The 23,518-nt window shown below is 61.8% G+C and carries 29 protein-coding genes and 1 riboswitch; of the genes, 8 read left to right on the forward strand and 21 right to left on the reverse strand.

Annotated elements, in window-relative coordinates; genetic code table 11:
• Nucleotides 1–2: 2 nt before the first annotated feature.
• Nucleotides 3–728 (reverse strand): GntR family transcriptional regulator, encoded by a 726-nt coding sequence (locus AC1D05_RS20545; protein ID WP_477443446.1) that lies wholly within the window; start codon nucleotides 726–728, stop codon nucleotides 3–5.
• Nucleotides 729–916: 188 nt separating this feature from the next.
• Between AC1D05_RS20545 and AC1D05_RS20550 the strand changes: the two genes are divergently transcribed.
• From AC1D05_RS20550 to AC1D05_RS20560, 3 genes are all read left to right on the forward strand, one after another.
• Nucleotides 917–1,174, forward strand: a complete 258-nt coding sequence (locus AC1D05_RS20550; RefSeq protein WP_096447729.1) for a hypothetical protein — start codon at nucleotides 917–919, stop codon at nucleotides 1,172–1,174.
• A 145-nt stretch (nucleotides 1,175–1,319) separates the two neighbouring features.
• On the forward strand, nucleotides 1,320–1,613 hold the full coding sequence (locus AC1D05_RS20555; protein ID WP_477443448.1) for a hypothetical protein: 294 nt from the start codon (nucleotides 1,320–1,322) through the stop codon (nucleotides 1,611–1,613).
• Between the two features lie 189 nt (nucleotides 1,614–1,802).
• Complete coding sequence (locus AC1D05_RS20560; RefSeq protein WP_477443450.1) at nucleotides 1,803–2,873, forward strand: sensor histidine kinase; 1,071 nt, start codon at nucleotides 1,803–1,805, stop codon at nucleotides 2,871–2,873.
• A 6-nt stretch (nucleotides 2,874–2,879) separates the two neighbouring features.
• Here the strand turns inward: AC1D05_RS20560 and AC1D05_RS20565 are convergent, their stop codons facing one another.
• The 12 genes from AC1D05_RS20565 to AC1D05_RS20620 all read right to left on the reverse strand — a co-directional run bounded on the left by AC1D05_RS20565 (nucleotide 2,880) and on the right by AC1D05_RS20620 (nucleotide 12,887).
• On the reverse strand, nucleotides 2,880–3,365 hold the full coding sequence (locus AC1D05_RS20565; protein WP_477443452.1) for a pyridoxamine 5'-phosphate oxidase family protein: 486 nt from the start codon (nucleotides 3,363–3,365) through the stop codon (nucleotides 2,880–2,882).
• Nucleotides 3,366–3,382: 17 nt separating this feature from the next.
• Nucleotides 3,383–3,556 (reverse strand): hypothetical protein, encoded by a 174-nt coding sequence (locus AC1D05_RS20570; RefSeq protein ID WP_477443454.1) that lies wholly within the window; start codon nucleotides 3,554–3,556, stop codon nucleotides 3,383–3,385.
• Between the two features lie 273 nt (nucleotides 3,557–3,829).
• On the reverse strand, nucleotides 3,830–3,994 hold the full coding sequence (locus AC1D05_RS20575) for a DUF3309 family protein (RefSeq protein WP_202353493.1): 165 nt from the start codon (nucleotides 3,992–3,994) through the stop codon (nucleotides 3,830–3,832).
• 187 nt (nucleotides 3,995–4,181) lie between these two features.
• On the reverse strand, nucleotides 4,182–4,685 hold the full coding sequence (locus AC1D05_RS20580; protein ID WP_477443456.1) for a hypothetical protein: 504 nt from the start codon (nucleotides 4,683–4,685) through the stop codon (nucleotides 4,182–4,184).
• A 347-nt stretch (nucleotides 4,686–5,032) separates the two neighbouring features.
• A complete protein-coding gene (locus tag AC1D05_RS20585; protein ID WP_477443458.1) occupies nucleotides 5,033–5,596 on the reverse strand; it encodes a hypothetical protein in 564 nt (187 codons plus the stop codon).
• A 559-nt stretch (nucleotides 5,597–6,155) separates the two neighbouring features.
• Nucleotides 6,156–6,845 (reverse strand): methyltransferase family protein, encoded by a 690-nt coding sequence (locus AC1D05_RS20590; RefSeq protein ID WP_477443788.1) that lies wholly within the window; start codon nucleotides 6,843–6,845, stop codon nucleotides 6,156–6,158.
• A gap of 178 nt (nucleotides 6,846–7,023) precedes the next feature.
• Nucleotides 7,024–8,040, reverse strand: a complete 1,017-nt coding sequence (locus AC1D05_RS20595; protein WP_477443460.1) for an ABC transporter substrate-binding protein — start codon at nucleotides 8,038–8,040, stop codon at nucleotides 7,024–7,026.
• Nucleotides 8,033–8,800 carry an ABC transporter ATP-binding protein gene (locus AC1D05_RS20600; protein ID WP_477443461.1) on the reverse strand — a complete coding sequence of 256 codons (768 nt, stop codon included), beginning with the start codon at nucleotides 8,798–8,800 and terminating at the stop codon, nucleotides 8,033–8,035. The genes AC1D05_RS20595 and AC1D05_RS20600 overlap by 8 nt, the downstream gene beginning before the upstream one ends.
• The gene (locus AC1D05_RS20605) at nucleotides 8,797–9,618 is read right to left on the reverse strand and encodes an ABC transporter permease (protein ID WP_477443463.1); all 822 of its coding nucleotides are present in this window, start codon (nucleotides 9,616–9,618) and stop codon (nucleotides 8,797–8,799) included. The genes AC1D05_RS20600 and AC1D05_RS20605 overlap by 4 nt, the downstream gene beginning before the upstream one ends.
• A 35-nt stretch (nucleotides 9,619–9,653) precedes the next feature.
• Nucleotides 9,654–10,262 carry a YkoF family thiamine/hydroxymethylpyrimidine-binding protein gene (locus AC1D05_RS20610; protein WP_477443465.1) on the reverse strand — a complete coding sequence of 203 codons (609 nt, stop codon included), beginning with the start codon at nucleotides 10,260–10,262 and terminating at the stop codon, nucleotides 9,654–9,656.
• Nucleotides 10,253–10,366: riboswitch (TPP riboswitch) on the reverse strand. It overlaps the preceding gene by 10 nt.
• A gap of 280 nt (nucleotides 10,367–10,646) precedes the next feature.
• Nucleotides 10,647–11,165 carry a peptide-methionine (S)-S-oxide reductase MsrA gene (gene msrA / locus AC1D05_RS20615; RefSeq protein WP_477443467.1) on the reverse strand — a complete coding sequence of 173 codons (519 nt, stop codon included), beginning with the start codon at nucleotides 11,163–11,165 and terminating at the stop codon, nucleotides 10,647–10,649.
• Between the two features lie 174 nt (nucleotides 11,166–11,339).
• Entirely contained in the window at nucleotides 11,340–12,887 is a 1,548-nt protein-coding gene (locus tag AC1D05_RS20620; RefSeq protein WP_477443469.1) for a glycosyltransferase family 39 protein, read from the reverse strand.
• Nucleotides 12,888–13,085: 198 nt separating this feature from the next.
• Between AC1D05_RS20620 and AC1D05_RS20625 the strand changes: the two genes are divergently transcribed.
• Nucleotides 13,086–13,793, forward strand: a complete 708-nt coding sequence (locus AC1D05_RS20625; RefSeq protein ID WP_477443471.1) for a hypothetical protein — start codon at nucleotides 13,086–13,088, stop codon at nucleotides 13,791–13,793.
• A gap of 197 nt (nucleotides 13,794–13,990) precedes the next feature.
• A complete protein-coding gene (locus AC1D05_RS20630; RefSeq protein ID WP_477443473.1) occupies nucleotides 13,991–15,391 on the forward strand; it encodes a flavin monoamine oxidase family protein in 1,401 nt (466 codons plus the stop codon).
• A gap of 129 nt (nucleotides 15,392–15,520) precedes the next feature.
• On the opposite strand, the gene AC1D05_RS20635 is transcribed toward AC1D05_RS20630, so the two are convergent.
• The 6 genes from AC1D05_RS20635 to AC1D05_RS20660 all read right to left on the reverse strand — a co-directional run bounded on the left by AC1D05_RS20635 (nucleotide 15,521) and on the right by AC1D05_RS20660 (nucleotide 17,938).
• Complete coding sequence (locus AC1D05_RS20635) at nucleotides 15,521–15,991, reverse strand: GNAT family N-acetyltransferase (RefSeq protein WP_477443475.1); 471 nt, start codon at nucleotides 15,989–15,991, stop codon at nucleotides 15,521–15,523.
• A 173-nt stretch (nucleotides 15,992–16,164) separates the two neighbouring features.
• Nucleotides 16,165–16,482 carry a hypothetical protein gene (locus tag AC1D05_RS20640; protein ID WP_477443789.1) on the reverse strand — a complete coding sequence of 106 codons (318 nt, stop codon included), beginning with the start codon at nucleotides 16,480–16,482 and terminating at the stop codon, nucleotides 16,165–16,167.
• Nucleotides 16,483–16,579: 97 nt separating this feature from the next.
• The gene (locus AC1D05_RS20645) at nucleotides 16,580–16,774 is read right to left on the reverse strand and encodes a hypothetical protein (RefSeq protein ID WP_477443477.1); all 195 of its coding nucleotides are present in this window, start codon (nucleotides 16,772–16,774) and stop codon (nucleotides 16,580–16,582) included.
• Nucleotides 16,759–16,998 (reverse strand): ABC transporter permease, encoded by a 240-nt coding sequence (locus AC1D05_RS20650; RefSeq protein ID WP_477443479.1) that lies wholly within the window; start codon nucleotides 16,996–16,998, stop codon nucleotides 16,759–16,761. The genes AC1D05_RS20645 and AC1D05_RS20650 overlap by 16 nt, the downstream gene beginning before the upstream one ends.
• A complete protein-coding gene (locus AC1D05_RS20655; protein ID WP_477443480.1) occupies nucleotides 16,995–17,195 on the reverse strand; it encodes a hypothetical protein in 201 nt (66 codons plus the stop codon). The genes AC1D05_RS20650 and AC1D05_RS20655 overlap by 4 nt, the downstream gene beginning before the upstream one ends.
• Before the next feature lie 2 nt (nucleotides 17,196–17,197).
• Entirely contained in the window at nucleotides 17,198–17,938 is a 741-nt protein-coding gene (locus AC1D05_RS20660) for a glycoside hydrolase family 108 protein (protein ID WP_477443482.1), read from the reverse strand.
• A gap of 82 nt (nucleotides 17,939–18,020) precedes the next feature.
• Here AC1D05_RS20660 and AC1D05_RS20665 point away from each other — a divergent pair, with 82 nt between their 5' ends.
• Nucleotides 18,021–18,989, forward strand: coding sequence for an FkbM family methyltransferase (locus tag AC1D05_RS20665; protein ID WP_477443484.1), 969 nt, complete (start codon nucleotides 18,021–18,023; stop codon nucleotides 18,987–18,989).
• A 121-nt stretch (nucleotides 18,990–19,110) separates the two neighbouring features.
• Here the strand turns inward: AC1D05_RS20665 and AC1D05_RS20670 are convergent, their stop codons facing one another.
• Nucleotides 19,111–19,893 carry a hypothetical protein gene (locus AC1D05_RS20670; RefSeq protein ID WP_477443485.1) on the reverse strand — a complete coding sequence of 261 codons (783 nt, stop codon included), beginning with the start codon at nucleotides 19,891–19,893 and terminating at the stop codon, nucleotides 19,111–19,113.
• A 128-nt stretch (nucleotides 19,894–20,021) separates the two neighbouring features.
• Here AC1D05_RS20670 and AC1D05_RS20675 point away from each other — a divergent pair, with 128 nt between their 5' ends.
• Entirely contained in the window at nucleotides 20,022–21,290 is a 1,269-nt protein-coding gene (locus tag AC1D05_RS20675; RefSeq protein WP_477443487.1) for a glycosyltransferase, read from the forward strand.
• Here the strand turns inward: AC1D05_RS20675 and AC1D05_RS20680 are convergent.
• Complete coding sequence (locus AC1D05_RS20680; RefSeq protein ID WP_477443489.1) at nucleotides 21,287–23,044, reverse strand: hypothetical protein; 1,758 nt, start codon at nucleotides 23,042–23,044, stop codon at nucleotides 21,287–21,289. The genes AC1D05_RS20675 and AC1D05_RS20680 overlap by 4 nt on opposite strands.
• Between AC1D05_RS20680 and AC1D05_RS20685 the strand changes: the two genes are divergently transcribed.
• Nucleotides 23,043–23,420, forward strand: a complete 378-nt coding sequence (locus tag AC1D05_RS20685) for a hypothetical protein (RefSeq protein ID WP_477443491.1) — start codon at nucleotides 23,043–23,045, stop codon at nucleotides 23,418–23,420. The genes AC1D05_RS20680 and AC1D05_RS20685 overlap by 2 nt on opposite strands.
• The last annotated feature ends 98 nt before the right edge of the window (nucleotides 23,421–23,518 follow it).

Below are 23,518 nucleotides of genomic sequence, written 5' to 3' on the forward strand. Positions count from 1 at the left end.
GCTCAGAACCTCATATGCAGCGCGAAATGCGCGGGATTGAGCAAGCTGGTGACATATTCGATCGGCCGGTCATCGGCGGCGCGGGTCAGCCGGCGGCCGCGCAGGAACGGCGTGCCTTGCGGGCAACCGAGGATGGCGGCATCCTCAGCATTGAGCATCTCGATGCCGACCCATTCCTCGCCGTGGTCGGGGATGAGGCCGGCACCGCGCAGCGTCTGGTGCAGCGACCCTTCGCGCAGTCCGCGCAGCGGCACATCCTCCAGTTCCGGTGACAGCGGCAGGCGGCTGCGCTCGATGGAGATCGCATGGCCGTCGCTGGCATTGGTGCGCACCCGGTCGACAGCGATGAAGAACGGGCTTTCAATGCCAAGCAAGACAGCGAGATCAGCGTCTTCGATGACCTCCAGCCGCAGCGTCCTGGTCTCGGCATTGGCGCCGGCATTGGCAAGCGCGCGTGACCAGCCGATCGAATCGTCGACCGGCTTGCCGTCGAAGGTGACGAAGGAGCCGATGCCGACCTTGGTGGTGATCAGCCCGCGGCTGGACAGTTCCTCGAGGCCCTTGCGGACCGTGTTGCGGCTGACGGAGAAGCGCTGGACGAGCTCGTTCTCGCTTTGCAGGCGGTCGCCGAAGCCGAGAACACCGGAGCGGATTTCGTGTTCGAGAACGGTGGCGATCTGCTCGGGCTTGCCCGTGCCGGGAGACAGTTGAACCGCGCGCCGCTTCATATCCATACCTGTTCAGTGAACCTGTATAGTCCTGTTCAATATACGGCAACAAACCGCATGTCAATGCGATGGCCGAAGAGTGCTCAAGGGAGGCAGCGGGCTCCGGAGACTGCTGCAAAATACGATGGAAGCCAGACAACCGACCCCTGGGTTCGGTAGTGTGATAGGCTCCGCGTCGAAGGAGCACCATGTCCCATTCAACAGAGCACAAGAATCCCAAGCTGATCGTCGTGGTCGCGTTCGATCGCGGCGAAGACGGTGAATTGTTTCCCGCCTTCGGCCCCGCCGACCAGCAGAGCGAAGACCGCGCCATACGCACCGCCAGGGCGCTGGCGGCAAAGCATGTCGGCGTCATCGCCTGGAGCCGCGATGCCGACCCGACACTTGGCGACTACGGACCACCCACCACGCTGTTTGTCAGCGGTGACGTACCGGACATGGAATAATTCGGCAGCGCTTGGGCAGACTAGGCAGACCAGATAGAATGAAATCGGATTTTAATATTCCTTCATCCAAAGGAACTGTTTTCTATCGATTCCGTTTATCTGCAGGTCGTTTATTCCAATGGCCTCCACAGAGAGGAATTCCCCAATGAACTTCAAGATGCTCACGATGGGCGCGATGGCGCTTGCAATGATGACCGGCTCGGCGCTGGCCGCTTCAGGCGGCAACACTTCCGCGCTCGACAATCGGGACAAGATGACGCCTTTCTATACGGACTCCGGCATGAAGACGATGAAGTCCGAGAAGGAATTCAAGGTGGCCTGGATGGCGATGAAGGAAGAAGACCGCGCAGGCATGATGAAGGAATGCGGCGACAAGGCCATTGCCAAGTCGCATGACAATTTCTGCAAGATGACCAAGCAGCTCGGCGGCGCGAACTGACGCACCGCGATTTGGGCGCAGGCCTGAATGGAACAGCTGGACGAAGGCGGGCCGAGTGCCCGCCTTTTTCAGTGACAATATGAGACATCACGTCATCGTGGCCGGCGATTCACTTCGCGACAACGGTCGGGCAAAGGGATAGAGTCCATGCTTGGAGAGGCAAAACGCCGCTCATCTGGCTTTTTGCCCATGTTTCAACCCATCGCGAATATCGAGGATGCGCAGACGCTGGCGCAGGCGATCGTCAATACGATCACCGAGCCGTTCCTGGTCCTGGACGAACAGTTTCGCGTGCTGGCCGCCAGCCGCTCCTTCTACAAGACATTCGAAGTCGACCCGGCGCAGACCCAGGGCTCGTTGCTCTACGCGCTCGGCGACGGCCAATGGGATATTCCCGCCCTTCGCCTGCTGCTGGAAACGATCATCCCCGAGAAAACCGCCATGGACGGTTTCGAGGTCGAGCATGATTTCCCGCGGATCGGCCGCAGAACCATGCTGCTCAACGCCCGCAAGGTGCTTTACGACCACAGCCCGGCCGTCACCATCCTTCTCGCTTTCAACGACATAACCGCCCGTCGGGTCATTGAGAGAGAAAAGGAGGAGCTGCTCAAGCGCACGGAAGATCTGCTCCACCAGAAGGACGTGCTGCTGCGCGAGATGGAGCACCGGGTTGCCAACAGCCTGCAGATCATCGCCAGCATCCTGTTGCTGAAGGCACGCTCGGTCACGTCGGAAGAAACGCGCCAGCATCTCAAGGATGCCCACCAGCGCGTGCTGTCCGTGGCCGAGGTGCAACGCCATCTCCACACCGCGGCCGGCATCGACGAGATCGATGTCGGCTCCTACCTTCCGAAGCTGTGCGGCAGCCTCGCCTCGTCAATGGTTGGCGAAGCTCAGCCTATCACGGTCACAGTGACGGCCGAAGGCGGCAGGATGGACTCGCAAAAGGCGGTCAGCCTCGGTCTGATCGTCACCGAACTCGTCCTCAACGCCATCAAATATGCATTTCCCAGGGAAAAGGCCGGCGCCCGTATCCAGGTGAGCTATGAGACCGCCGGCAACGACTGGAAGCTGACGGTTTCGGACAATGGCGTCGGCAAGATCGCCAACGACTTGCCGGCCACCGGCCTAGGGACAGCCATTGTCGAAGCGCTGGTGAAGCAGCTGGAGGCCAAGGTTGAGACGATCAGCGACAATGGCGGCACCAGCGTGTCGGTCACCCGGGCGACTTTCGCCTCACGGGTGCCGCGTGCGGCGTAAGAACCGTTACCACGAGGCCTGCCTTCCCGACATCGCTTCGATCCTGATCTGATAGAAGAGATGGCTGCCCGAGGGCGCCAGAGCATCGCCGGGCTTCAGGGCTCCCGGCTCCCACCAATTCGCGTGCGTGGCAAGAAGCGACCAGGCAAGCCGGCGGTCGCCGTCGACAGGAGCGGTCATCCTTTCGACGCCGGTCATGCCGGCATCCAGATCAGGCGCTTTGGGCAATTCCTCAAACAGGCCTTCCACCACGACGCTCCTCCAGCCATTGACACCGCCGACATCGTCGACCTGAAGGCAGACATGGGGGTTGGCCCGCATCCAGTCGACTTTCTTGCCGGGAAGCGAGAAACTGAAAATGGAATTCTCGCCGAAGGCGAAATGGACCGGCACCACATAGGGTTTCTGGTCACGCACGCAGGCCAGGCGACCAAGGCGTTGCGTCTTCAAAAGGGCGACGCAGTCCTGCCGCGTCATCTCCTTGATGTTCATCCAATCCTGCTTCCTGTTCAGGCCGCGCGATCGATGCGGCGTATAACCTTGATAGCCTCTGCTTCCGCCATGCCGATCAACGCGTCTATACCCTGGATCGTCTCTATCTGACCGCGAGCCGCCACCATCCGCCGCAGGACATGAAGATCATCGCGAATTTCGCAGAGTGTCGTTCTGAGTGTTGCGGGCATTGGGCAGCCTTCCGCAAACTCAACTGTCTCGACGCAAGCCGGTTCCCTCCCCTTCAACGCAAAAGCCCGCTCCGGCATACCGGGGCGGGCCTTGGAGGAGGATGAAGGGGTGGGACCCTCTCCTCTTGTTTCCACGGGGGGTGTGGACCGAATTCACAATACGAGAGTCGCGAAGAATTTTGGATCACAAGCCGGCTTGCTTTCATCACGATCCGGTGCGCTCCCTTTGTTTGGCAGTCACGAGATCGCGATTATCCGAAGCCCTGCGAGCTTCTAGATCCGCCCTAGCACGACAAGGATGATGAGGATCAGCAGCACAAGCCCAAGCCCGCCGCCACCATAGTAGCCCGTTCCATAGAATGGGCCGCCGCCGAGCCCGCTGAAGCCGCCCAGCAGCGCAATGACAAGAATGATGATGAGTATGGTGCCTAAGCTCATGGTTCCCGCTCCCGTTGGGCGCTGATGCGCCGGTTTGAGCACCGTTGGTTGCATGCGGTGTTTCGAAGACGAGAACGTTCGAGCGGCCTTACCGTTCCGCGTGAAGGTGCATGATCGCGAAGAAGATTCGCCGGCAAAATTAAGAGGCCCGCCACCTTATGGGCAGCGGGCCCTGACATTTCCTGCTCTACCGGCGCGAGATCAGCAGGCACAGCTGACGCAGGTCGGGATCGTAGCTGCCCGAACTGGCCAGCACGTCGGCGCAGCGCTTCTTCATCCGCGCCACCTGGCTGTCGGACATATCGGCGACGACGCCTGGCAGGCTGGGATTTGACAGACTGCTGGGCTTTGCTCCACCAGTGCCCGCGACGCCAGAGCCAACACCGACACCCGCACCGACTCCGTTTTGACCGCCAACCGTAGCACCGAGCCCTGCTGTGGTGCCCCCGCTGTCGCCAATGCTTGCTCCGGCGCCCGCATCGACACCAGTCCCACCGCCAATCGATGCACCGGCGCCGCCATCGACGCCATTGCCCCCGCCGACCGAAGCACCGGCGCCGGCATTGACACCGCTACTGCCGCCGACCGAGGCGCCAGCGCCGATTCCGGCGGCGAGGGCCGGCATGCATAGAGCGGCCACGACTGCGCTGCCCGCGAGGATTGTGGAAAGTCTTTTTTCGATACCAAACATGGCTCTCTCCTTGGGTTGTCTCGAACAACCGGACTTCAAAACCGGCTGTATAACCAACCTGAGCCTCTATCATTGGTTGCTAAAACAAGAAGAACAACCAATGGTATAGTTAATCGTGTACCGGCCAATTTGAGACAACTGGACCCATTGGGGAGATGTTGCTCGGGAATTGGCGGAAACGTTCTCCGCCTGGAAGCCTGAAAGGCGGCCCTGAGCGCCGACGTTACGAACGCGCTCCACAGCAGGAAGCCCGCCTGAGTGGCGGGCTTCCGACCGGCCGCAGGCCAGGAGAGTGCTGTCGAAGCCTCACGGCTGGTTGTGCACTTCCACTCCCGGCGGTTCTGGCCCTAGCGGCGGGCGATCAGCAGACAGAGCTGACGCAGATCGCGATCATAGGTGCCTTCGCTGCTGAGCACGTCGACACAACGCTTCTTCATGCGCGTCACCTGGCTGTTGGACATCTGGGCCACAACACCCGGCAGGCTCGGACGGCTGGGGTTCGAGAGATTGCTCGGGTTGGACGGATTGCTGGGATTGGTTCCGCCACCGATGCCGAGACCGACGCCGATGCCGCCCGTGCCGCCGACATTGGCGCCGAGCCCGGCGGTGACCCCGCCCGTGACGCCTACATTGGCCCCTACGCCAGCACTGATGCCGCCCGAGCCACCGACATTAGCGCCAACCCCCGCATTGACACCATTGCTGCCGCCGCCCGAGGCGCCGAGCCCGGCGCTGACACCGTTCGAGCCGCCGACATTGGCACCGGCGCCGGCATTGACGCCACCACTGCCACCCACCGAGGAGCCGACACCGACGCCAATCCCGCCGGCTGCATTCGCCGGCAAGGAAAGAACGACGACCATTGCACTACCTACCAACACACTGGCGACTGTTTTGATGGTAAAAGCCATAACACTCTCCTGCTGTCGTTGCGCTAAGGCAGTCGGCGTACAGCCGATTGCAAATTCAGCTACGTGACAGGCAGGGGGCAGTTTCAGCCCGGCGTATACTTATGAAGGTCATGGTATTTATTGAAAAAATAAGGAGCATATAAAAGTAATAAACCTATAATACATATGTAGAAAATATTTTGGACCAACAATATACATTGGCGATATATCAAATTATTTGGAAAGAAAAACGATTCTCCGGAGAACCCGCATCCCGTCATTGCTGGCAGACATCTCCGCCTGATGCATAGCGTAAAGATCGGACATCGGTCATCGATCGAAGGTACCAGATCGCAATGACCGTCAGACACTCATGGCCGTGCCCATCAGCAATCTGGACAGCGGGCGGCATTGGAAAACGGGCAACCGATAACCGGTCTTCCACCGAAATCTTGTCAAAACAGAAAGATAGAGCGGATCAGCGCTTCTGTGAAACGATCGACCGCTTCAGGGAGCCCTGCGGCCAATCCCGAGCCAAAGAGGATGGGCCACCCCAGCCTCTTCATCGACAGTCTTGCCCTCAGAATATCCGGTAGAACAGCCTGTAGCGCACACGTTCCATGTAGGCACGATACTCTGGCTCGGCGGCCAGCAGGGCCTCCTCGCGCAGGATACGATACAGCTGCAGATAGGTGATGACCGCATAGACCGCGAGGTTGTGGAAGGAAAAGGCCGAGAGCAGATAGAGCACATGACCGGCTAGGTAGCCGGCATAGATCGGGTGCCGCACAATCCGGTACGCGCCGCCCGTCATCACGCCGCGATTGGCGGGCAGGATGGCAAAGGAACGACCCAGTGATATCTTGCCCCAGATGACGAACAACAGCGCAACGAACTGCAGCGGCGCGGCGAAATAGACCGGAACAAGCACCACGCCAGGCTGGAGGCTGATCAGCGCAACCCCGAAACTGGCCGTCACGGAGACGATGACCGTAAGCGGATTCCAGTCACGCGTCACCGGACGCCGCGACAGAAGCAGCCAGGTGAAGGTGAGTATCTCGGAAATCGCCACCAGCGCGGCGTTGAGCCGGGTCGGATCCTCCACGACCTGATAGACGCCGCGATAGACGAACAGCCCCGCGCAGGCCAGGGCACAGAGGCGAAAGAAGCCTTCGCGCAGGTCGACCAGCAGGTCACGCCTTCGCGCGGCGGAGAAAAATCCACCCTCATTGTTATGCGAAAGCGCTTCACTTTTTGACGTGAGCAACACGAGCACCCCGATGATCCCTCGAAGGGACCATTGCATGCAACCATTGCCGGGCGGTTAACCGGCAAGATCGCAATGGCATCAAACGGAGTGACGCTTCCGAAAGCATACGGGGCAGGAAGCCCCCAGGACGCCAAGCCAACGGAGTAGGCCGGGCGCTACCGGTGATGCGTATCCAGCCTCACCCCAAGTCCAGGTTTGCGAAATACTTCGCGAAATCAGGGCGTTGCGCCAGGACCTTACCATCGGCATCGCGCAAAATGCCGGCGGTGAAGAGATAGTCGCCGATCGCATCCATCTTGGCCGGATCCATCGTGCCGATGGCGCCGTTTTCTGCGCGCAGATAGTGTCCGTCGATCAGCGCCTTCAGCGACGCCTCGATCAATGCCGGGTTGGTAAGGGCATCCTTGTTGGCGGCAATCAGCAGCGTGGCGGCTTCCTTCGGATGATCGACGGTGAACTGATAGCCGCGCCGCGTTGCCTGGATAAAGGCCGCCGCCAATGCCGGGTTTGCCTTGAGATAGGCTTCGCTCGACGAGATCAGCGTCGTGTGCTCGTCGGGCACGCCATAATCGGCGTAGACGAAGCTGCGCTGCTTGATGCCTTTGAGTTCGGCTTCGACGCCCTCCCAGGTCGAGACTTCGAGCGTGAAGTCGACGGAGCCATTGGCCAGCGCTTCATAGGCGGAGGTGCCGAGCGTCACCGTTTCGAAATTGCCCTTGCCGCCGTCATGGCGGATGATGGTCGAGATCAGCGCGTTTTCCCAAGCGCTGCCGAAACCGCCATAGGTCAGGCCGTCAAGATCCTTCGGGCTCTTGATCTCGTTGCGCGCCGCATTGAACACCACTCGGCCGGTCTCTGACTGCACCACGGCATAGACGGCCTTCAAGTCGGCACCGGCGGTCTTCTGAGTGAACAGGCTGATGGTGCCGTTGATGCCGAAATCAGCGACGCGGTTGGCGACCAGCGTGCCGGCGCCGGTGTCGCTGTAGGGCAGAATGTCGACTTCGAGGCCGGCCTCGCGATAAAACCCCTTGTCGCGGGCGACGAACAGCCCGATGTGGTTGGTGTTGACCGTCCAGTCCAGCGCGACGGTGACTTTTTGCGTCGCGGCGAAGGAGCGGTTCGATCCGGCGATCAGCGGAAATCCGCTGGCAAGAGTGAGCAGCAAAGCCTGCCGGCGCGTCAAGTCAGTCATGGTCATGTCCTTTGGATGGTTGCGGGTTGAGCAAAATGTCGAGGATCTCGGCTTCGAGTGCGCTGGCCTGTTGCGCGGCGGCGCCGGTCGGATCGCGCGGGCGCGGCAACGGCACTCTGATGTCACGCACCACACGGGCCGGGCGCGCCGACAGCACATAGATGCGGTCGGACAGGAATACGGCCTCGCGCACATCGTGGGTTATCAGCAGCGCCGTCCAGCGGTGATGCCGCCACATCTGCTCGAGCCAGCGCTGCATGGCCGCGCGGGTCAGTGCGTCGAGCGCGCCGAATGGCTCGTCGAGCAAAAGCATGTCGCGCTCCTGCACCACCGTGCGCAAAAGCGCCGCGCGCTGGCGCATGCCGCCCGACAGCTGGGCCGGAAAATGCCGCTCGAAGCCGGCAAGCCCGAACTCGGCAAACAGCGGCGCGACGCGCGCCCGCGCCGCCTTGCGCCTGACGCCTTGCACCTCGAGCCCGAGCGTTGCGTTGTCGAGGATGCGCCGCCACGGCATCAGTGCGTCGCGCTGCGGCATGAATGCAAAATGCCTGCCATGGTTGTCGAGTGGCGTGCCGTCGAAGAACATCTCGCCCTCGCCATGCTCCGCCCCCGTCAGAAGCTGGAACAGCGTCGACTTGCCGGCGCCCGAAGGCCCAAGGATCGAGACGAATTCGCCGGCACCGACGCTGAGCGAAATGTCGGCGAGCACATCGAGCCCGCCAAACGCCTTGCGCACATGCCGCAATTCGAGCCGGCTCATCGCCACGGCCCCTTCCCGGCCGGCTGTCGGCCGGCCCGCTCCCAAGGCATGGCGAGGCGCTGCAAGAGCACCGTCAGGCCGAACAGGACGAGGGTGAGTGCGGCACTGACACCGACGGCGGCCAGCACCAGATCGGGGCGGAAATTGTTCTTGGCGTTGAGCATGTAGATGCCCAACCCTTTGGCCGCGCCGGCATATTCGGCGAAGATGGCGCCGACCACGGCATAGGTGATGGAGATCCTCAAGCCCGCGAAGAAATAGGGCAGCGCCGAAGGCAGCCGGGCCAGCACGAAGACGCGCCAGCGCCTTGCCCCCATGGCGCGCAGCATCTGGCCGATCTCGACCTCGGTCGCCTCGTAGCCCTGCACCAGAGCCACAAGCATCGGGAAGAAGGTGACCAGCGCCACCAGCATGATCTTGGGGGTGAGTCCGAAGCCGAACCACAGCACCACCAGCGGCGCGATCGCCACCAGCGGCAAGGTCTGGCTGACGATGAAGACGGGAAACAGCGCGCGCCGCAGCGGCTGGAAGAAGTCGACCAGCGTCGACAGCAGGAAGGCGGCACCGAGCGAGCAGGCAAAGCCGATCAGCGTGGCGCGGATGGTGGGAATGGCGTTGTCGATCAGCGCGTCGCGATTGAGCACCGCCTGCTCGAAGACGCGTGAGGGTGCTGGCAGAATTGTCGGCTTGATGCCGGAATAGGTGGCGTAGAGTTCCCACGCCACAAGGAGCAACCCGACCGAGATGACGGCGGGTATTGCCTTGGCAAGGGAACCCGCGAGCGGGCGCGACACGACTGATGATGGGACCACGGGCATAACCTTTGACGAGGTCGCGCGGAAGCGCGGCCGGCTTAGACAGCCGACGGGCTGTTGGCCGAAACCGTGACGTCGAGGGTTACATGGCCGGCACCCGGCCCGAAGCGGCAGAAGGCCTCGTTCAGCGCCGAAAAGATCGCGCCCGTATCGCCGCGCAGTTTGGTGCAGAAGTTCTTGGAGCGATCGTAGACGCCGGACTGTTTCAGGAAATCGATGCAGCCGTAGATCTCGTCCATGTGGTCACCGGTGCCCATCACGTAGAGCGAGAATTGCGCCGCCGCCGGCTGGCCGGTGGCAGCAGCGTTGCGCACGGCGGTGATGGCCGCTTCCTTGCGTGGGCCGAGCGGCCCGACCGGTCCGCCAAACGCGTCGGAGCGGCAGATCGGATCGTCCGGCTCGCCCGGGCAGCCGCGCGAAATGGCCGCCGACAGCACGCAATGCCTGCCGCTGCGCGCCGCCGCCACGAACAGGTCGCGCAAAGCAGGGAACAGCACCTCCGGCGGCCCGACCAGCAAGGTCGAGATGTCGTCGGTCTCGATCCTGAGCCTGTCCCGGTAGGGATCGAGCGCGCCGAGCGCGCCAAGGATGACGCCGACGAAATCGTCGGCCATGGGGTATAGGGAAATCTGTGCGCCTGAAAACATCGCCCGCCTCGCTCCGCTGGTATTACCCAGATCAGCTTCTAGGGTCTGTGGGCTTGCCGCCCCCGTCTCAGCCCCGACCGTACGGAGCACCCCTGTGGATGGGCGCGTTAAAGCACCATTCGAACGGAAGGGGAAGCCGTTTTTTCAGCGCACCGCGCCAAAAACGTTGCACCAGGTCCGGGCAGCGGCAGGTCGGTCACCGGAGACCCGAGCACGCGGCTTCGCCCAACACCGTCGATCCGGCAACAACCAGCAGCGCCACCTCCACGTTAGGCGACATGACTCCAACGCAAGCAAGTCATAAACAAAGAAGGCCGCCGGGCATCCGCCTGGCGGCCTTCTTTGTTTCGACATCGCTTCCCGGCGATGCTTTTCGCCAAACCGTCAGGACGCGGCCTTTTCTCGAACCGGCAGCTTCCAGCCCGGCCTGACGAAGTGGCAGGTGTAGCCGTTGGGATATTTCTCCAGATAGTCCTGGTGCTCGGGCTCGGCCTCCCAGAAGGCACCAACTGGCGCGACCTCGGTGACGACCTTGGCGGGCCACAGGCCGGAGGCATCGACATCGGCGATGGTGTCTTCAGCAACGTGCTTTTGCTCGTCGCTGGTATAGTAGATCGCCGAACGGTAGCTCATCCCGACGTCGTTGCCCTGGCGGTTGCGCGTCGTCGGATCGTGGATCTGGAAAAAGCGCTCCAGCAGCGTGCGATAGCTGATCACCGCCGGATCGAATTTGATCTCGATGGCTTCGGCATGGGTGCCGTGGTTGCGGTAGGTGGCGTTGGATACATCGCCACCGCTATAGCCGACACGGGTGGAGATGACGCCGGGATAGCGCCGTATCAGATCCTGCATGCCCCAGAAACAGCCACCGGCCAGCACTGCGCGTTCGATCGAAGTCGCCATGTCACGTCTCCTCAAAAGGCAATTCCAGCTGTGTAGCGGTTTCCCGTCCGGAATTGCGCAGACAAAATTGGATTTCCCAATAAATGGGCATTGTCGTCTGCTTCGTCCAGTCGCGTGGAACGAACGCGGCCGTGCGCGAACGATATCACGACCCGGTCAGGGGATCGAACCGCTTCAGCCGCGCGGATGCCGGGTACGGCTGTCGGCGTCGACCGGTAGATACCGCGTGCCGGGAGGAATGGCGGCAAAGCTGATGGGCACAGGCGGCGCCTTGCGCGACCAATTGAAAAGAACGGTCTTGACCGGGAGGTTGCCCAGCCACGCCCGCAGTTGCGGCGGCACGCCATGACCCGGCCAAACCATCAGCATGCCATGGTCGCGCAACCGCTGACTGGTGATCCAGGGCGCGAACCGCATATCGAGATCGGTGAAGATCGACGGCTTGTCATAGGCATTGAGGCCCGCCAGCATGGCCAACTGGGTGTTGCCGCCGACAATGTCGAGCCGGCCGGGCGCTGCTGCGTGCCAGACCGCCTCGGCCTCGTCAGAGATCGGCTGCGCCGGCCAGCAGACGGCGTCCATGCGCCCCCGCACATTGCAGTCCGTCCAGCGGATGGCCGCATAGGCGCCTGACATGGTTACGATGCATAGGAACGCGCAGATCGCCAGCCTTCGCATCTCGATGACGCCGAGCCGGTGGCCGAGGAAGGCGAGCACCGTGACGCCGACAAGATTGTACATCGGCGCGCCCCAGGCTTCGCCGGTTCCGGTGAACAGCGAGGCCACCATGATCAGCGCCGCCGGCCCGAGCCCCATCCACACGAGATAGACCAGAATGCCGCGCTCGACGGGCGCTTCCGAGGCGGGTGAGCGTCGCAACAGCCCTGATATCGCCAGCACCAGAAGAAAGCCGGAGAGCCCGGCCAGTTGGACACCGATGTAATAAAGGCGCGCCCGGTGTTCGGTCACCCATTCGTCGCGGCCGGCGAAATAGGTCAGCGGCAGGAAATCGATGCGGTAGAGCGCAATGGCCAGCGGCGTGGCAATGGCGAGAAAAACGGCAAGGCCGAGCCATGGCCAAGGCATGGCCAGCCGGCTGCGCGCGCGCGCATCGGACAACAGCCAGAGAGCGCCGAAGGCAAGCAGCAGGCCGGTGGAGAACTTGGCATAGAGCCCGACGCCCGACACCAGTCCGAGCGCCAGCCACCAGCCCGGCCCGCCACCGCGGCCGGCGCGCCAGAGCAGCCAGCAGATGGCTGCCCAGAACGGCATCTGCGCATAGTCATGATTGAATTGCGGGGTCGGCCAACCGAAGAAATAGACCGACGGCATCAAAAGTACGGCGGCCAGCGCGCGGCTTTGGCCGAGCATGTCGCGGGCCAGCAGATAGACCAGGACGAAGGTTCCCGAGATCGTCAGCTGGGCGAGAAGATATTGCGGCCAGCGGAACGATCCGGTCAGAAGATGGCTGGTTTCGAGCAGCCAACCCGGGAGCTGCGGGTGCTTGTAGGTCAACAGCACCCATTCGCGGCCCCACATGAAACCTTCCACGACATCGCCGGGCGGCGCGGGATCGATCAGTGCCGGCACCACCGTCCAGCACAGGATCTGCACCAGGCATAAAAGCGCCAGCAAATACCAGGGATGGCGAAGCAGACCGGGCCATATCGATGACGAGTCGAGGCCCGCGGCAGTCAGCCCCGCCTGCGCCCAACCATCCATGGAGTCATCGATTCCGACCATGCGGCGCTTAAACCACATCGTCCGGTTTGCCGAACAGCCCCAACCTCAAAGCTTACGAAAAAGTATACTTGCCGGCCATTGCAAGACCAAGATTGCGCGGGAATTTAGAAGCTCCGTTGCCCTCCCCCGGCAGAACAACCCGCACATCTGATCCTGTCTGAACATCCCGGATATTCGATGCGTCATCAGCATGCCGTCATCCACCACCGCGCGCTCGACTTCTGGCTGGCGCGTGCGGCTGTCCTCGTCATCATCTGTCTGCAGCTCCTGGTCATCAACGATCTTTCGTTTGGCCCGCGCTGGCTGGCGCCGGCGCTGGAGGCCACCTTGCTCGTGCCTCTGTCCATCGCCACCGCCTGGACACAGGCTGCCACCCAGAAGGCGATAGAGGACGAGCACTGGTATCTGATCGGCCGGTTTCGCATCATGATCCGCAGGACGGCGCTGGTGATGACCGGCGTCGTCAGCGTCATGAACTGCGGTTCGCTGGTGTTTCTGGTGCGCGCCTTGCTGGTGGGCCATGCCGGCTCCAGCGGCGAGACGCTGCTGATTGACGCGCTCAACATCTGGGTCACCAACGTCATCGTCTTTGCCTTGTGGTTCTGGAGCACCGACCGCGGCGGGCCGCCGACCTGCGGCCTCGTCAACCGCGCCCATTCCGATTTCCTGTTCCCGCAAATGACCTTGAACGACCGCGAGATCCGCGACTGGCTGCCGGGCTTTGTCGACTATTTCTTCCTCGCCTTCACCAATGCGACGGCGTTTTCGCCGACCGACACTCTGCCGCTGTCCCACCGCGCCAAGCTTTTGATGATGGCCGAGTCGATGATCTCGCTGCTGACGATCGCGCTGGTCGCGGCCCGCGCCGTCAACATCCTGGCCTAAGCAATTCCAGGAAAAGTGTGAAACGGTTTTCCCGGGAAAAGCGCGTAGCGCTTTCCCTTTGGAATTGCGCCAAAACAAAAAAGCTGGAGCAGTTCGCCGTTTCCGTGAAACGGCGAACTGCTCCAGGGTCTTGCCAAGCCAGGTCATTGACGCAAAGTTCGGTCCAGCCGGATGGCTGGGGCTTTTGGCGGGGGCAGGTGGAAACGGACGTCGTGATCGTCGGTGGTGGCATTGCCGGCCTGTACGCCGCCTGGCGGCTCGCCACGGTCGGCGGCAGGCGCATTCATCTGTTCGAAGCGTCCGGTCGGCCCGGAGGGCGTATCCACACGCTTCACCCCGCGCCGGGCCTGACGGTCGAACTCGGCGCGCAGTCAGTGCGCGACGACCATCATCTCCTCATCCGGCTGCTGCGGCAGCTGCACATCGACGCCGTTCCCGAGCAAGGTGACGATGCAGGGCTGGCGCATCTGCGTGGCCGGACCCGGTCGCTGGCCGAGGTCCGCAAGGCGCGCTGGCGTCGTCCCTTCGCCTATGATGTCGCGGTCCGCCTGCAGCGCGGCGGCGCCGGCAGGTTGCTGCGGATGGCGCGCAAGAAATCCGCTGATGTGGCAGGGCTTGCCGCGGACCTCGGGCCGCGGCTCTCGCAACTGCTTGATGCCGAGGAGATCGCCTATCTGTCGGACCGTTCGGGTTATGGTTTCTGGACCGCGCCGGCCGATGCAGAGGCTGTGCTCGACTGGGCCGAGAACAGCCTGTTCAAGGGCGCGCACCAGCTGTTCGACATCCCCTCCGGCATGTCCAGCCTGGTCGATGCGCTGGCGGCAACAGCGCGCGGCCTGGGAGTGGAAATCATCACCGGTTGCGCCCTCACCGGCCTGGCGTGCGACGCCGACGGTTCTGTCACACTGAGCTTTGAAGGAGGCCGGCACCAGGTTCGCGCGGCAAGCGTGATCCTGGCGCTTCCCAAGGCGGGCATCGGCGCGATCGATGGCTTCAACCGGCTGGGCACGGTCCGCGCATTGCTTGCCGCGGTCGACGCCTGGCCGGTGGTGACCTCCGCCATCCTCTATCGCGACTGCTGGTGGACACGGATTGGACTGCGCACGGCGGTCGCCGTGACCGATCTGCCGCTCGGCATGATCAGGCATTTTGGCGCCGAGGACTGGCGCGGTCCCAATGGCATGGGCGCGCTTGCCATGTTCGCCAATGGCGAACGCAGCGCCTTCTGGCGCGACATGTCTCTTCCTGACGGTGAATGGCTGGCACCGGATCATCCCGCCCTGACCGAAATCCACCGCATGGTCGAGGCGGTCTATGGGCCGAAACTGGGGCATGCGCCTCCGCTTCCCCTCAAGGCCATGATCCGCGACTGGACCGCCGATCCATTCGGCGGTGGCTTCCATCTCTGGGCGGCCGGCAGCAAGCCCGGCGAAGCCGGTGCACTGGCGCTGCGGCCGGTCGCCGATGCGCCGGTCCATATTTGCGGCGAGGCATGGTCGCCCCGGCAAGCATGGATCGAAGGCGCGCTGGAGACCACGGAAAGCATGCTGTGCCGTTATTTCCAGTTGCCGGGTTTTCTCGATTGGACCGCGCCCTGAGCAAGCCATAGGGACAAACGCAAAATAGCCCGCCCCGGCGAACCGGAGCGGGCTATTGATTTGTCTGCGGGCGCGTCAGTGGCGCTTGCTTTGCATCACTGCGGAAACGCGAATGGCGTGTACACACTCTCAATCCGCGCCGAGGTCGCGTTCGAAGACCACCTGGTCGCGCAGCGGAATGCCGTTCACAGCCAAGCCTTCGGGGTAACCGGTCGATGGTCCGAACGCATCCTGCACGATGCGATACATCCGAAAGCCCTGTCTTTGGTAAAATCGCAGATTGCCGATATCGGCCGTTGCGGTCGAAACGATCAGGCGCCGGCCGTTGCGCTCGCGGCAGCGGGTGATTGCCGCCGCGACAAGGGCACGCCCCAACCCCTCGCTCTGCCTCGCCGGACGAACCGCCAGGCTCTTGAGTTCGAAGACGCCGCCCTCGCCTGTCTCGATGACCTGCGCATGGCCGATGATCCTGTTGCCATCGCGCGCGACCAGCACCTCGCCCTCGTCGATATAGTTGGAGATCTGCGTCGGCGAATCGTCGGCAAGGGCAAACAGCGGCCGTAAAGCCTCGCGGTCCCCGTCATATCGTTCAATCTGCATCGAAAAGCCCGGGCTGGATCAACGCCGCCACGAGTGCGGCAGCCTGGCACCGGATATAGCAGTGGCCGATCAGGAGCCACAAACGCAAAAAGCCCGCCCCAGCGTGAGCCGAGGCGGGCTTTGGCTCGATCGAGCCGTCAGGTAAGGGTTCTCAACGCCGGCAAAGCCTGGCGCTACTCCTCAGGTGCTGGCCTGAACTTCCGCATGATCACCTCAAACAGAATATCCGAAATCCACATGGCGCAGACGCCGATGAGAAATGCCGCCGCCAGCGTTGTCGTGTCGTCATTGGCCAGCGGCAGGCCCGTGGCGCGGGAATATTGGACCACGGGCAGCGTCAGATAGGCGGCGGCGAGCGCGCCGCAGATCGGCGACGCCACCATTTCGCGCAGCTTGTAGCGGTGCCGCGACAGGGCGCGCAGGACACCGCCGGCCAGACCGGCGACGACGACCGGTCCCTTGATGCCGAGCAAGTCAAAAAAGTCGTGCATCATTTCATCGCCCTCGCGATGAGGAAACCGAAGACCGATCCGGCGCCGAAAATGACCAGCCCGCCGAGCAGCATGGCTGAGTCCGGGGCGACGACCGTCATGGCTTCCACCCGCACAGTTTTTCGCCTTTGCGGTTGTGCGCCAGCAGCGTCTTGACCTCGGCGTCCGACAGCGCATCGACAGCGGCCGCCGACAGGCGCAGCGGGTTGGACACAGAGCAGAATCCGCCTCTGACGGTCGTGCAGCCGGCCAGAGCGGCCAGGACGGACACAAGCATCAATCCCTTGCCCATGATTTGAGCTCCTTTCGCGCTGTGGCGGCCGGCAGCGCGCCGATATCGTTCTGGACCTGGTCGGCGATGTCGTGCGCCGCGGCCTCGGCTGCGGCCTGCCGGGCACGCTCGCTGCGTTCGCCGGCAAGCCGCTGGCGAACATCCCAGCCGAGCGCCGTGAGGATCGCCGCACCGACGCCGAGAAGGGTCGGATTGCCGAGCAGGAAGGACGGCAGCGCGCTCATTGGTTTGGCTCATCCTTGACCAGATAGCCGATGGCGAAGACGGCGATCGGCAGAAGCGTGGCCCATGTATCGGCGTCGTACCATGACGGCCAGATATTGCGCACGAAGACGCCGGAAACCGACACGGCCGCGGCGGCGATGGTCGCGGCCGTCAGCTTGTTGGTCGGGCGGATGGTCGGTTGGGTGATGGTGGCCATGATCAGAGGATCCCTTGCAAGGCGACGGCAATGTGGTGCCAGGCGGCATAGGCGAAGAGCAGGCAGGCGGCGATGATCCCGCCTGCCTTGGCCGCAACCGGAATCCCGGAACCGGTGGGTGCCGGCGACGCCGGCTCGGCCGCGGGCGCGTTGCCGGCGGGCGTTTCAACCTCGAGCGGTTGGGGGGCCGGTCCAGGCGCTGGTTTTGCAGGCTGCACGGGCGCGGGCGCCGGGCCCGACATCAGCAAGGCCTGGGCCCGCACCGATTTGACACGATCGGACCAGCCGCGCCCGAATGTTGCCCATGTCGGCAATCGCTTGAGAAACGCCAGCCGTGCATCGCAAAGCTGGTCGATGACGACGCCGGCCGGCTTGGCCTTGGCCGCCGCCAGTGTGGCCGGACCGATGCGGCCGTCCTGCGAGACGCCGACGGTGGCCTGCAGGTATTTGGCCGCCCTGCCCGGTCCGCTGTTCACCGCGAAATCGAACACGGCATAGTCGACGCCATCGGGCAGTTCGGCGCCGCCCACGGCGTCCCAATAGAAGCGCCGGTAGACGGTCGCGACCTGGTCATCCCCGATCGTCTTCAGATCGGCCTTGCTGGCATCGGCCTTCACATAGCGGCGAAAGTTCGCCAGCGTCACGCCCTTCATCGTGGCGCCGCCCGGATCGGCCGGATTGTCCGACCAGCCGCCCTCGGATTTCAAGACAAGCGCAAGCGCCCGCGCAAAGTTGCGGTCCATTAGATGCCTCTTTAGTTCTGGAGAAGAATTTGCGTTTTGCCGTTGGCGCGCCTAAAGCATCCAAGAAGCAACGGAGTGGTTCATGCTCAAGCAACTGGCCCTATCGATACCGCCAATCCGTCGACTGTGGAACGATCGCTTGGCCCTCATCGAAGAGCGCGACAACCTTGCAAGGGAGCGCACTTGGTTGACGGCGCAGCGGAACCGTTTAATCGGCCAGGTCAGCGAACTGACGAAGCCGGCACCGAAAAAAGAGCCCCCCGTGCCAGAGCCAAATGAGGACTCCCATACCAAGACAATTACTTTAGGTGGCAAGGAGGTCGTTATCTGCGGCAGTCCTAAAGACGCCTATTTCAAACAGCTGAATGGCAAAGCCTTCGACGGCTCTTTTTTGGGCCGTGTCGTGCGAGAAAGGCTCAGCACTGATGCCACCGTTTTCGATGTCGGAGCGAATATTGGTGTCACCACTGCCTTGTTTGCCCAACACGTCGGAAATGGACATGTCATCAGTTTCGAACCGTCGCCGGTCGCCTTCAAGTACCTAGAAGCCACGATCGGCGCCAACCATTTTATGAATGCCAAGCCCTTGAACGTGGCCCTTGGCGCTGCGCCCGGCAGGCTGCCTTTTTCCGACGATCCTCAGTCGGCTACGGCGAGCCATTTAAACTTCGAAGGCTCGCTGAGTGAGGCATCGCATACCGTCCTCGTTGAGCGCCTCGATGCCATCGCTTCTCAGTACGCGCCCAATAGACTCGATTTCATCAAGATCGACGTCGAAGGCTACGAAAAGGGCGTGGTCGAAGGCGGGATGGCGACCATCAAAGCCCGGCAGCCGTTAGTCCTACTTGAGTTCAACACCTTCACGCTGCTGGCCTACGGCAACGAAAACCCAAGAGCATTTCTCGAATATCTGCAGAGCATTTTCTCGGACATTCAATATCTGATCAACGGCGAGGTGAAGCACGCCAACACAAAGAACGAGACGCTTCATTTCATCCATGCAAATCTGATCAGCCATCACAGTGTATCCGATATACTTTGCATCCCTTAGTGCGCCACTTTTCTGGCGGCCGGCGCGCCACGTGACACCCATCTGCCTCACGTTCGTTGTACCGGTAGGGCCAATAGTAGAACGTATTGGTGCCAGTAGAAGCGTGACCGCGGTTTGTGCTTTACGACATCAGACGCTTCAGTTTCGACGCAGAGGATCGCAATAGCTGCATTGCCGAAGACGGTCGCCGCCAATTGGGTCCTACCGTCGCCGCTCCTGCCGCACCTATCCGCCACCGCTTTTCATCGGCATACGCCTCCAACTCCCTGAAAAAGTTGGCGTCATAGAAGCGGAAACTCTCAGGTTTGCGAAACGCCTTAACGCCGGCGTTGAGGCGCCATTCTACACCGTTTTGCTTGCTGACGGCCACATGGTGCTCGGTGTCAATGACATGATTTAGACGCTCTTCATTCAGCACCTCGCCTGGTGCAAAAAAGGGAATGGCCGAACGCAGGACGCCGTGAGCGTCTGAGACAAAATCCTCGTACCGCACAAGAAGGCGCTCGGTCGGGAACTGTGCGTCCACCCACTTCGCCATGAACGCTGCCCAGCCGTCAGCTTTGTAACGAGCAAAGGCCCGGAAACTTTCGACAGTGTCCTCGCCCACATCGCCGTCGTCTCTCAGATAGAGCTCGAAGTCAGAGATCGTAGCGGGCGTAAGCGCGCGGTATTGGACTAGATAAGGAACGCCCTCGACAATACGACCAGACAGTTCGAAATCGTGGTATTTTGTGAAATTGACACCAGCCTGAGTGCACGGGAAAGTGTGGCAGCAGGCTGGGTCGTCGCGGTAGAAGAAGCAATACCTGAAGCTCTCGCCGAAATAATTTTGGACAAGCCGCTCCATAAGATGATGGCCGCTGCGTGGCCAGCTTACGCCAGCGACATACCTCTTTCCCACCATGAGCCCTCGAACAATCGCCTTATAGATTCGGTCTAACCCGCGAGGTGGCAGGTGTCTACCGGCTATCCGAAGTGGTCCAAGCCTTTATCTGAATTGCGGCGTGGTGGCAGCCGTGCTTAACGTAGGCCATGATCTACGCCGACATCAGCGAATTTGTTTCAAACCCAATTGGAACCGGTATCCAGCGCACTATCCGCGCAATTTTCCGTCATTGGCCAGACGGCTTAACAGCATGCTATCTCGACAAAGCGATCGACAGTTTGCGGGTCTTGGCGCCTGATGCGTTGGCGGCAGTCCTTGACAATTCAAGTGCGACCACTGCTGAAAAGGCTCGGCGGGCAGCACAGGCTATTGCTGCCAGTCCTGGAGCACCAATCGGCGAAGAGGCCTATGTCCTGATTCCTGAACTGTTTTGGGACCATGCGCGCTGCGCATTCTATAGGCAGCGCATAGAGCGCCATCCGTCACGCTCGTTCGCTATCGTCTACGACCTTTTCCCATGGGTCTATCCGAGGGATTTCGGCATTGCTGACAAGTCGCCATTCGAGCCATATTTCAGCTTGATCTTCTCGATGGCCTACACTGCCCACATCAGTCAGGAGACCAAGCAAGCCTACGAGATCGCCGGCCAGCTAGGAAGGCCCTGGCCACTACCAATCCTTCATCTTGGTGCCGACGGGCTTGTCGTCGAAAAACAAACCTTCAGCCCGAGCCGGAAAACCTTCGTCTGCCTCGGATCGATCGAAGCGCGAAAGCGCCAAAGCGATGTCTTGATGGCCTTCGAAGCTTTGTGGGATGAAGGCGCCGATGTCGATCTCGTTTTTGTCGGCAAGTTGGTGGATCACGGGAACGCATCGCTTGGGCCAGCGATCGAGGCTGCTAAGACGAAATACCCCCGTTTTTCTCACTACCCGACCGCATCTGACGAGCAACTCGTGTCGATACTTTCAACCGCTCGTGCCACGATCATGGTCAGCACGCTTGAAGGTTACGGTGTTCCGCCAGTTGAAAGCCTCTACGCCGGCATCCCCGTGATCGTGAGCGACGTCATGCCAAGCACGAGACGGTTGCAACCCTTGGGTCAAATTCGCGTCGAGCCCAAACGTCCCGATCAGATCGTGGCGGCTGTCAGGAGATTGCTGGACGATGATCAAGCTCGGGCGCTCTGGACTGAAGCGAGGGTCGTTCCCCTGCCGTTGTGGCGCGACACAGCCCGACAGGTACGTGGGTGGGCCGAGCAGATCGAGAGGGTGCATTCCGCAGTTGATCGCGATCTCGCCCTCTGCGGTCCCCTCCCGAAGGGAATAAACCTAGGCGACATCAGGCCAATCGATCAGGCTAACGACCCCAAATTGCGGGCTGAAAGCATCCGTTGGATGCGCGAAGCGGCGACCTAGCCCCACTCTCCAATAGCGTTGGCGGCGTTTGCTCCAACGCCCCAGCACTCGAAGAAGCTGTCGATGTCCACCTCGCAGGTGCCGGACGGCCCAGCCGAGAAGGTGATTTGCGGGATGATGGTGCCGGCGGCGTTGATCTCCATCTCACCTTCGATCAGGATATCCTGCCTGACATCGGTCGTAGCGGGGATGATGATCGTCGCAGTTGCTGTCTTCGGGCTGATGATCTGCGGAGAAGTGATCGTTCCCGCTGACGCCCCGTGCGTTGTGATCGCGGTATAGGCGATCGACGTGAATGTGGCTGTGCCGCCGAGGCCGAAGACAGTTTGATGGCTAGTCGCGCCGGTGTTCAGACCGATCTTGGCACGGAAGCGATACGTTGTTCCGGCAAGCAGCGACAGGGCATCGTTGGCGGCAGGGAAAATCGCCTGCGCCGATGTCGAGCTGTTCGAAAGAGCGGTGGTCGAACCCTTCACCGAAGCAATATGCATGTCTGGAATGACACGCGACACGCCGAGGTTGGAATGCATGATCCTGGTCGGGCCTGGCGCCGGCGCGCCAGACATCGCGCTGCCAGTGTTGCCAGTCATATCGACGCCAACCACTGTAAAGTTATCGTTCGTACCGGCGAACGTCATACCATTGCCGCCGTTGCCACCGCTGAAGCCGCCACCGGTGCCGACCTTACCACCGATGACCTTGAATTTCTGGGCGCCGGTGTTGAACAGGAACCCGTCGCCGGTGTTCTTGGTGACATCCGGTTCGATGAAGGCGACGTTGATAGACCCGCTATCACGGATCGAAATCCCTGTGGCGTTGAGGAAAACATGCGGAACGATAAAGGTCATGCCGTCGATGACGCCACCGGTCGCGGTTTCAAGGCGGATGCCTTCGTTGGCGTGAGATGAGAACCAGCATTCATCGAAGATGCAGCGGCCGATGACTGCACCGGCGCCGACGGCCTGCGCATACAGGCCCCGCGACGCAGTGTCGAAGAGGCAGTTGCTGGCCCATAGGGATGTGATGTTTTGGCCGGCTCCAGGGTTGAGCATGAGATCCTGCCCCTGGTGGATTATCCTGACATTAGTGAGCCGAAGATCACCGCAGTTCGGCACGTAGATGCCGGCGAAGGGTTGAGCCCCGGCCGAGCCATCCATAACGACATCCTCGATGCCCAGGTCCAAGCCTCCCTCAACGCGGATGCCAACGCCCAAGGCGACCGTTCCGAATATCTTGCCGGATTGGATATCGACCGTCGACCCGCCCTGAATGCGGACGCCCTGGAAAGCCGATTCCATATGAAAGTCGCGCAACCGGAAGCGATTGGCCGTACTCTGGACGTTGACATAGTTGCCGGCGATGCGGGTGACGGACGATCCAAATTGAAGATCGCGGATCGTGACGAATTGCGCCGCCACGTCGAAGATGTTCGCTGTGGTTGACGTGGTGCGCAGCGTTGTCGCCTCACCCTGACCGGCAAACGTAACGTTGGCTGCCAAGGGAATGACGGTGCCATCCACATCGAACACGCCAGCCGGAAGTTCAACCAGTGCACCATTGGCGCCAGCTGCGTTCACGGCGTTGTTGATCGCAGCGCGATTGACAGCACCACTGGCTGCCGTACTGGCGCCAAAATGTGTTGGCCTGATCCGCTCCTTGAGCACGGCTGGGATGGCAAGGGCGACGGCACCTGTTTCCGAACGCTGGAAGAAGCTGCCGTTCTGAATCGCCTGCTTCGTCTGCAGCGGCGACATGATCTTGTTGGAAATGGCGCCAGCTTCCGCCTCGGCTTGGCTGGCGTATGTGATCGTACCCGCCGACGCGGCGGCCGCCGAAGCCGACCCAGCGGCAGCGGTCGCTGAATTTCCCGCATTGGTCGCCGAGATCGCCGCGCTCGATGCCGAGCCGGCCGCCGCCGTGGCCGAATTGCCGGCGTTGGTCGCGCTGGTGGCGGCCGCGGACGCCGAGCCCGACGCGGCAGTGGCCGAGCTGCCGGCATTCGTTGCGGAGGTCGCGGCATTGCTCGCGCTCGTCGATGCGGCGGTGGCCGATCCGGCCGCCGCGGAAGCACTGCCGGCCGCGGCCGTCGCGGCCGCTTGCGCATCGCCCAGCGTGTCGTCGGACAGATAGAGCGACAGCGTGATGTTGTCGGTGCCGATCACCGGCTCGTCGGTCTGGAATGAATGGCTGCCCTCACCCGGTCAAGGAAAAAATTCCTAGAACGTTAG

It is taken from the genome of Mesorhizobium sp. P2_E9, from assembly GCF_056403815.1.

Bases quoted from the DNA above. Each gene is read 5' to 3' on its own strand.
- AC1D05_RS20545 (WP_477443446.1), bottom strand. From the start codon at position 728: ATGAAGCGGCGCGCGGTTCAACTGTCTCCCGGCACGGGCAAGCCCGAG.
- AC1D05_RS20575 (WP_202353493.1), bottom strand. From the start codon at position 3,994: ATGAGCTTAGGCACCATACTCATCATCATTCTTGTCATTGCGCTGCTG.
- AC1D05_RS20550 (WP_096447729.1), top strand. From the start codon at position 917: ATGTCCCATTCAACAGAGCACAAGAATCCCAAGCTGATCGTCGTGGTC.
- AC1D05_RS20585 (WP_477443458.1), bottom strand. From the start codon at position 5,596: ATGGCTTTTACCATCAAAACAGTCGCCAGTGTGTTGGTAGGTAGTGCA.
- AC1D05_RS20580 (WP_477443456.1), bottom strand. From the start codon at position 4,685: ATGTTTGGTATCGAAAAAAGACTTTCCACAATCCTCGCGGGCAGCGCA.
- msrA (WP_477443467.1), bottom strand. From the start codon at position 11,165: ATGGCGACTTCGATCGAACGCGCAGTGCTGGCCGGTGGCTGTTTCTGG.
- AC1D05_RS20685 (WP_477443491.1), top strand. From the start codon at position 23,043: ATGATCTTGTTGGAAATGGCGCCAGCTTCCGCCTCGGCTTGGCTGGCG.
- AC1D05_RS20600 (WP_477443461.1), bottom strand. From the start codon at position 8,800: ATGAGCCGGCTCGAATTGCGGCATGTGCGCAAGGCGTTTGGCGGGCTC.
- AC1D05_RS20560 (WP_477443450.1), top strand. From the start codon at position 1,803: ATGTTTCAACCCATCGCGAATATCGAGGATGCGCAGACGCTGGCGCAG.
- AC1D05_RS20610 (WP_477443465.1), bottom strand. From the start codon at position 10,262: ATGTTTTCAGGCGCACAGATTTCCCTATACCCCATGGCCGACGATTTC.
- AC1D05_RS20570 (WP_477443454.1), bottom strand. From the start codon at position 3,556: ATGCCCGCAACACTCAGAACGACACTCTGCGAAATTCGCGATGATCTT.
- AC1D05_RS20675 (WP_477443487.1), top strand. From the start codon at position 20,022: ATGATCTACGCCGACATCAGCGAATTTGTTTCAAACCCAATTGGAACC.
- AC1D05_RS20565 (WP_477443452.1), bottom strand. From the start codon at position 3,365: ATGAACATCAAGGAGATGACGCGGCAGGACTGCGTCGCCCTTTTGAAG.
- AC1D05_RS20670 (WP_477443485.1), bottom strand. From the start codon at position 19,893: ATGGTGGGAAAGAGGTATGTCGCTGGCGTAAGCTGGCCACGCAGCGGC.
- AC1D05_RS20645 (WP_477443477.1), bottom strand. From the start codon at position 16,774: ATGGGCAAGGGATTGATGCTTGTGTCCGTCCTGGCCGCTCTGGCCGGC.
- AC1D05_RS20680 (WP_477443489.1), bottom strand. From the start codon at position 23,044: ATGTCGCCGCTGCAGACGAAGCAGGCGATTCAGAACGGCAGCTTCTTC.
- AC1D05_RS20640 (WP_477443789.1), bottom strand. From the start codon at position 16,482: ATGCACGACTTTTTTGACTTGCTCGGCATCAAGGGACCGGTCGTCGTC.
- AC1D05_RS20620 (WP_477443469.1), bottom strand. From the start codon at position 12,887: ATGGATGGTTGGGCGCAGGCGGGGCTGACTGCCGCGGGCCTCGACTCG.
- AC1D05_RS20555 (WP_477443448.1), top strand. From the start codon at position 1,320: ATGAACTTCAAGATGCTCACGATGGGCGCGATGGCGCTTGCAATGATG.
- AC1D05_RS20655 (WP_477443480.1), bottom strand. From the start codon at position 17,195: ATGGCCACCATCACCCAACCGACCATCCGCCCGACCAACAAGCTGACG.
- AC1D05_RS20665 (WP_477443484.1), top strand. From the start codon at position 18,021: ATGCTCAAGCAACTGGCCCTATCGATACCGCCAATCCGTCGACTGTGG.
- AC1D05_RS20595 (WP_477443460.1), bottom strand. From the start codon at position 8,040: ATGACTGACTTGACGCGCCGGCAGGCTTTGCTGCTCACTCTTGCCAGC.
- AC1D05_RS20635 (WP_477443475.1), bottom strand. From the start codon at position 15,991: ATGCAGATTGAACGATATGACGGGGACCGCGAGGCTTTACGGCCGCTG.
- AC1D05_RS20650 (WP_477443479.1), bottom strand. From the start codon at position 16,998: ATGAGCGCGCTGCCGTCCTTCCTGCTCGGCAATCCGACCCTTCTCGGC.
- AC1D05_RS20605 (WP_477443463.1), bottom strand. From the start codon at position 9,618: ATGCCCGTGGTCCCATCATCAGTCGTGTCGCGCCCGCTCGCGGGTTCC.
- AC1D05_RS20660 (WP_477443482.1), bottom strand. From the start codon at position 17,938: ATGGACCGCAACTTTGCGCGGGCGCTTGCGCTTGTCTTGAAATCCGAG.
- AC1D05_RS20625 (WP_477443471.1), top strand. From the start codon at position 13,086: ATGCGTCATCAGCATGCCGTCATCCACCACCGCGCGCTCGACTTCTGG.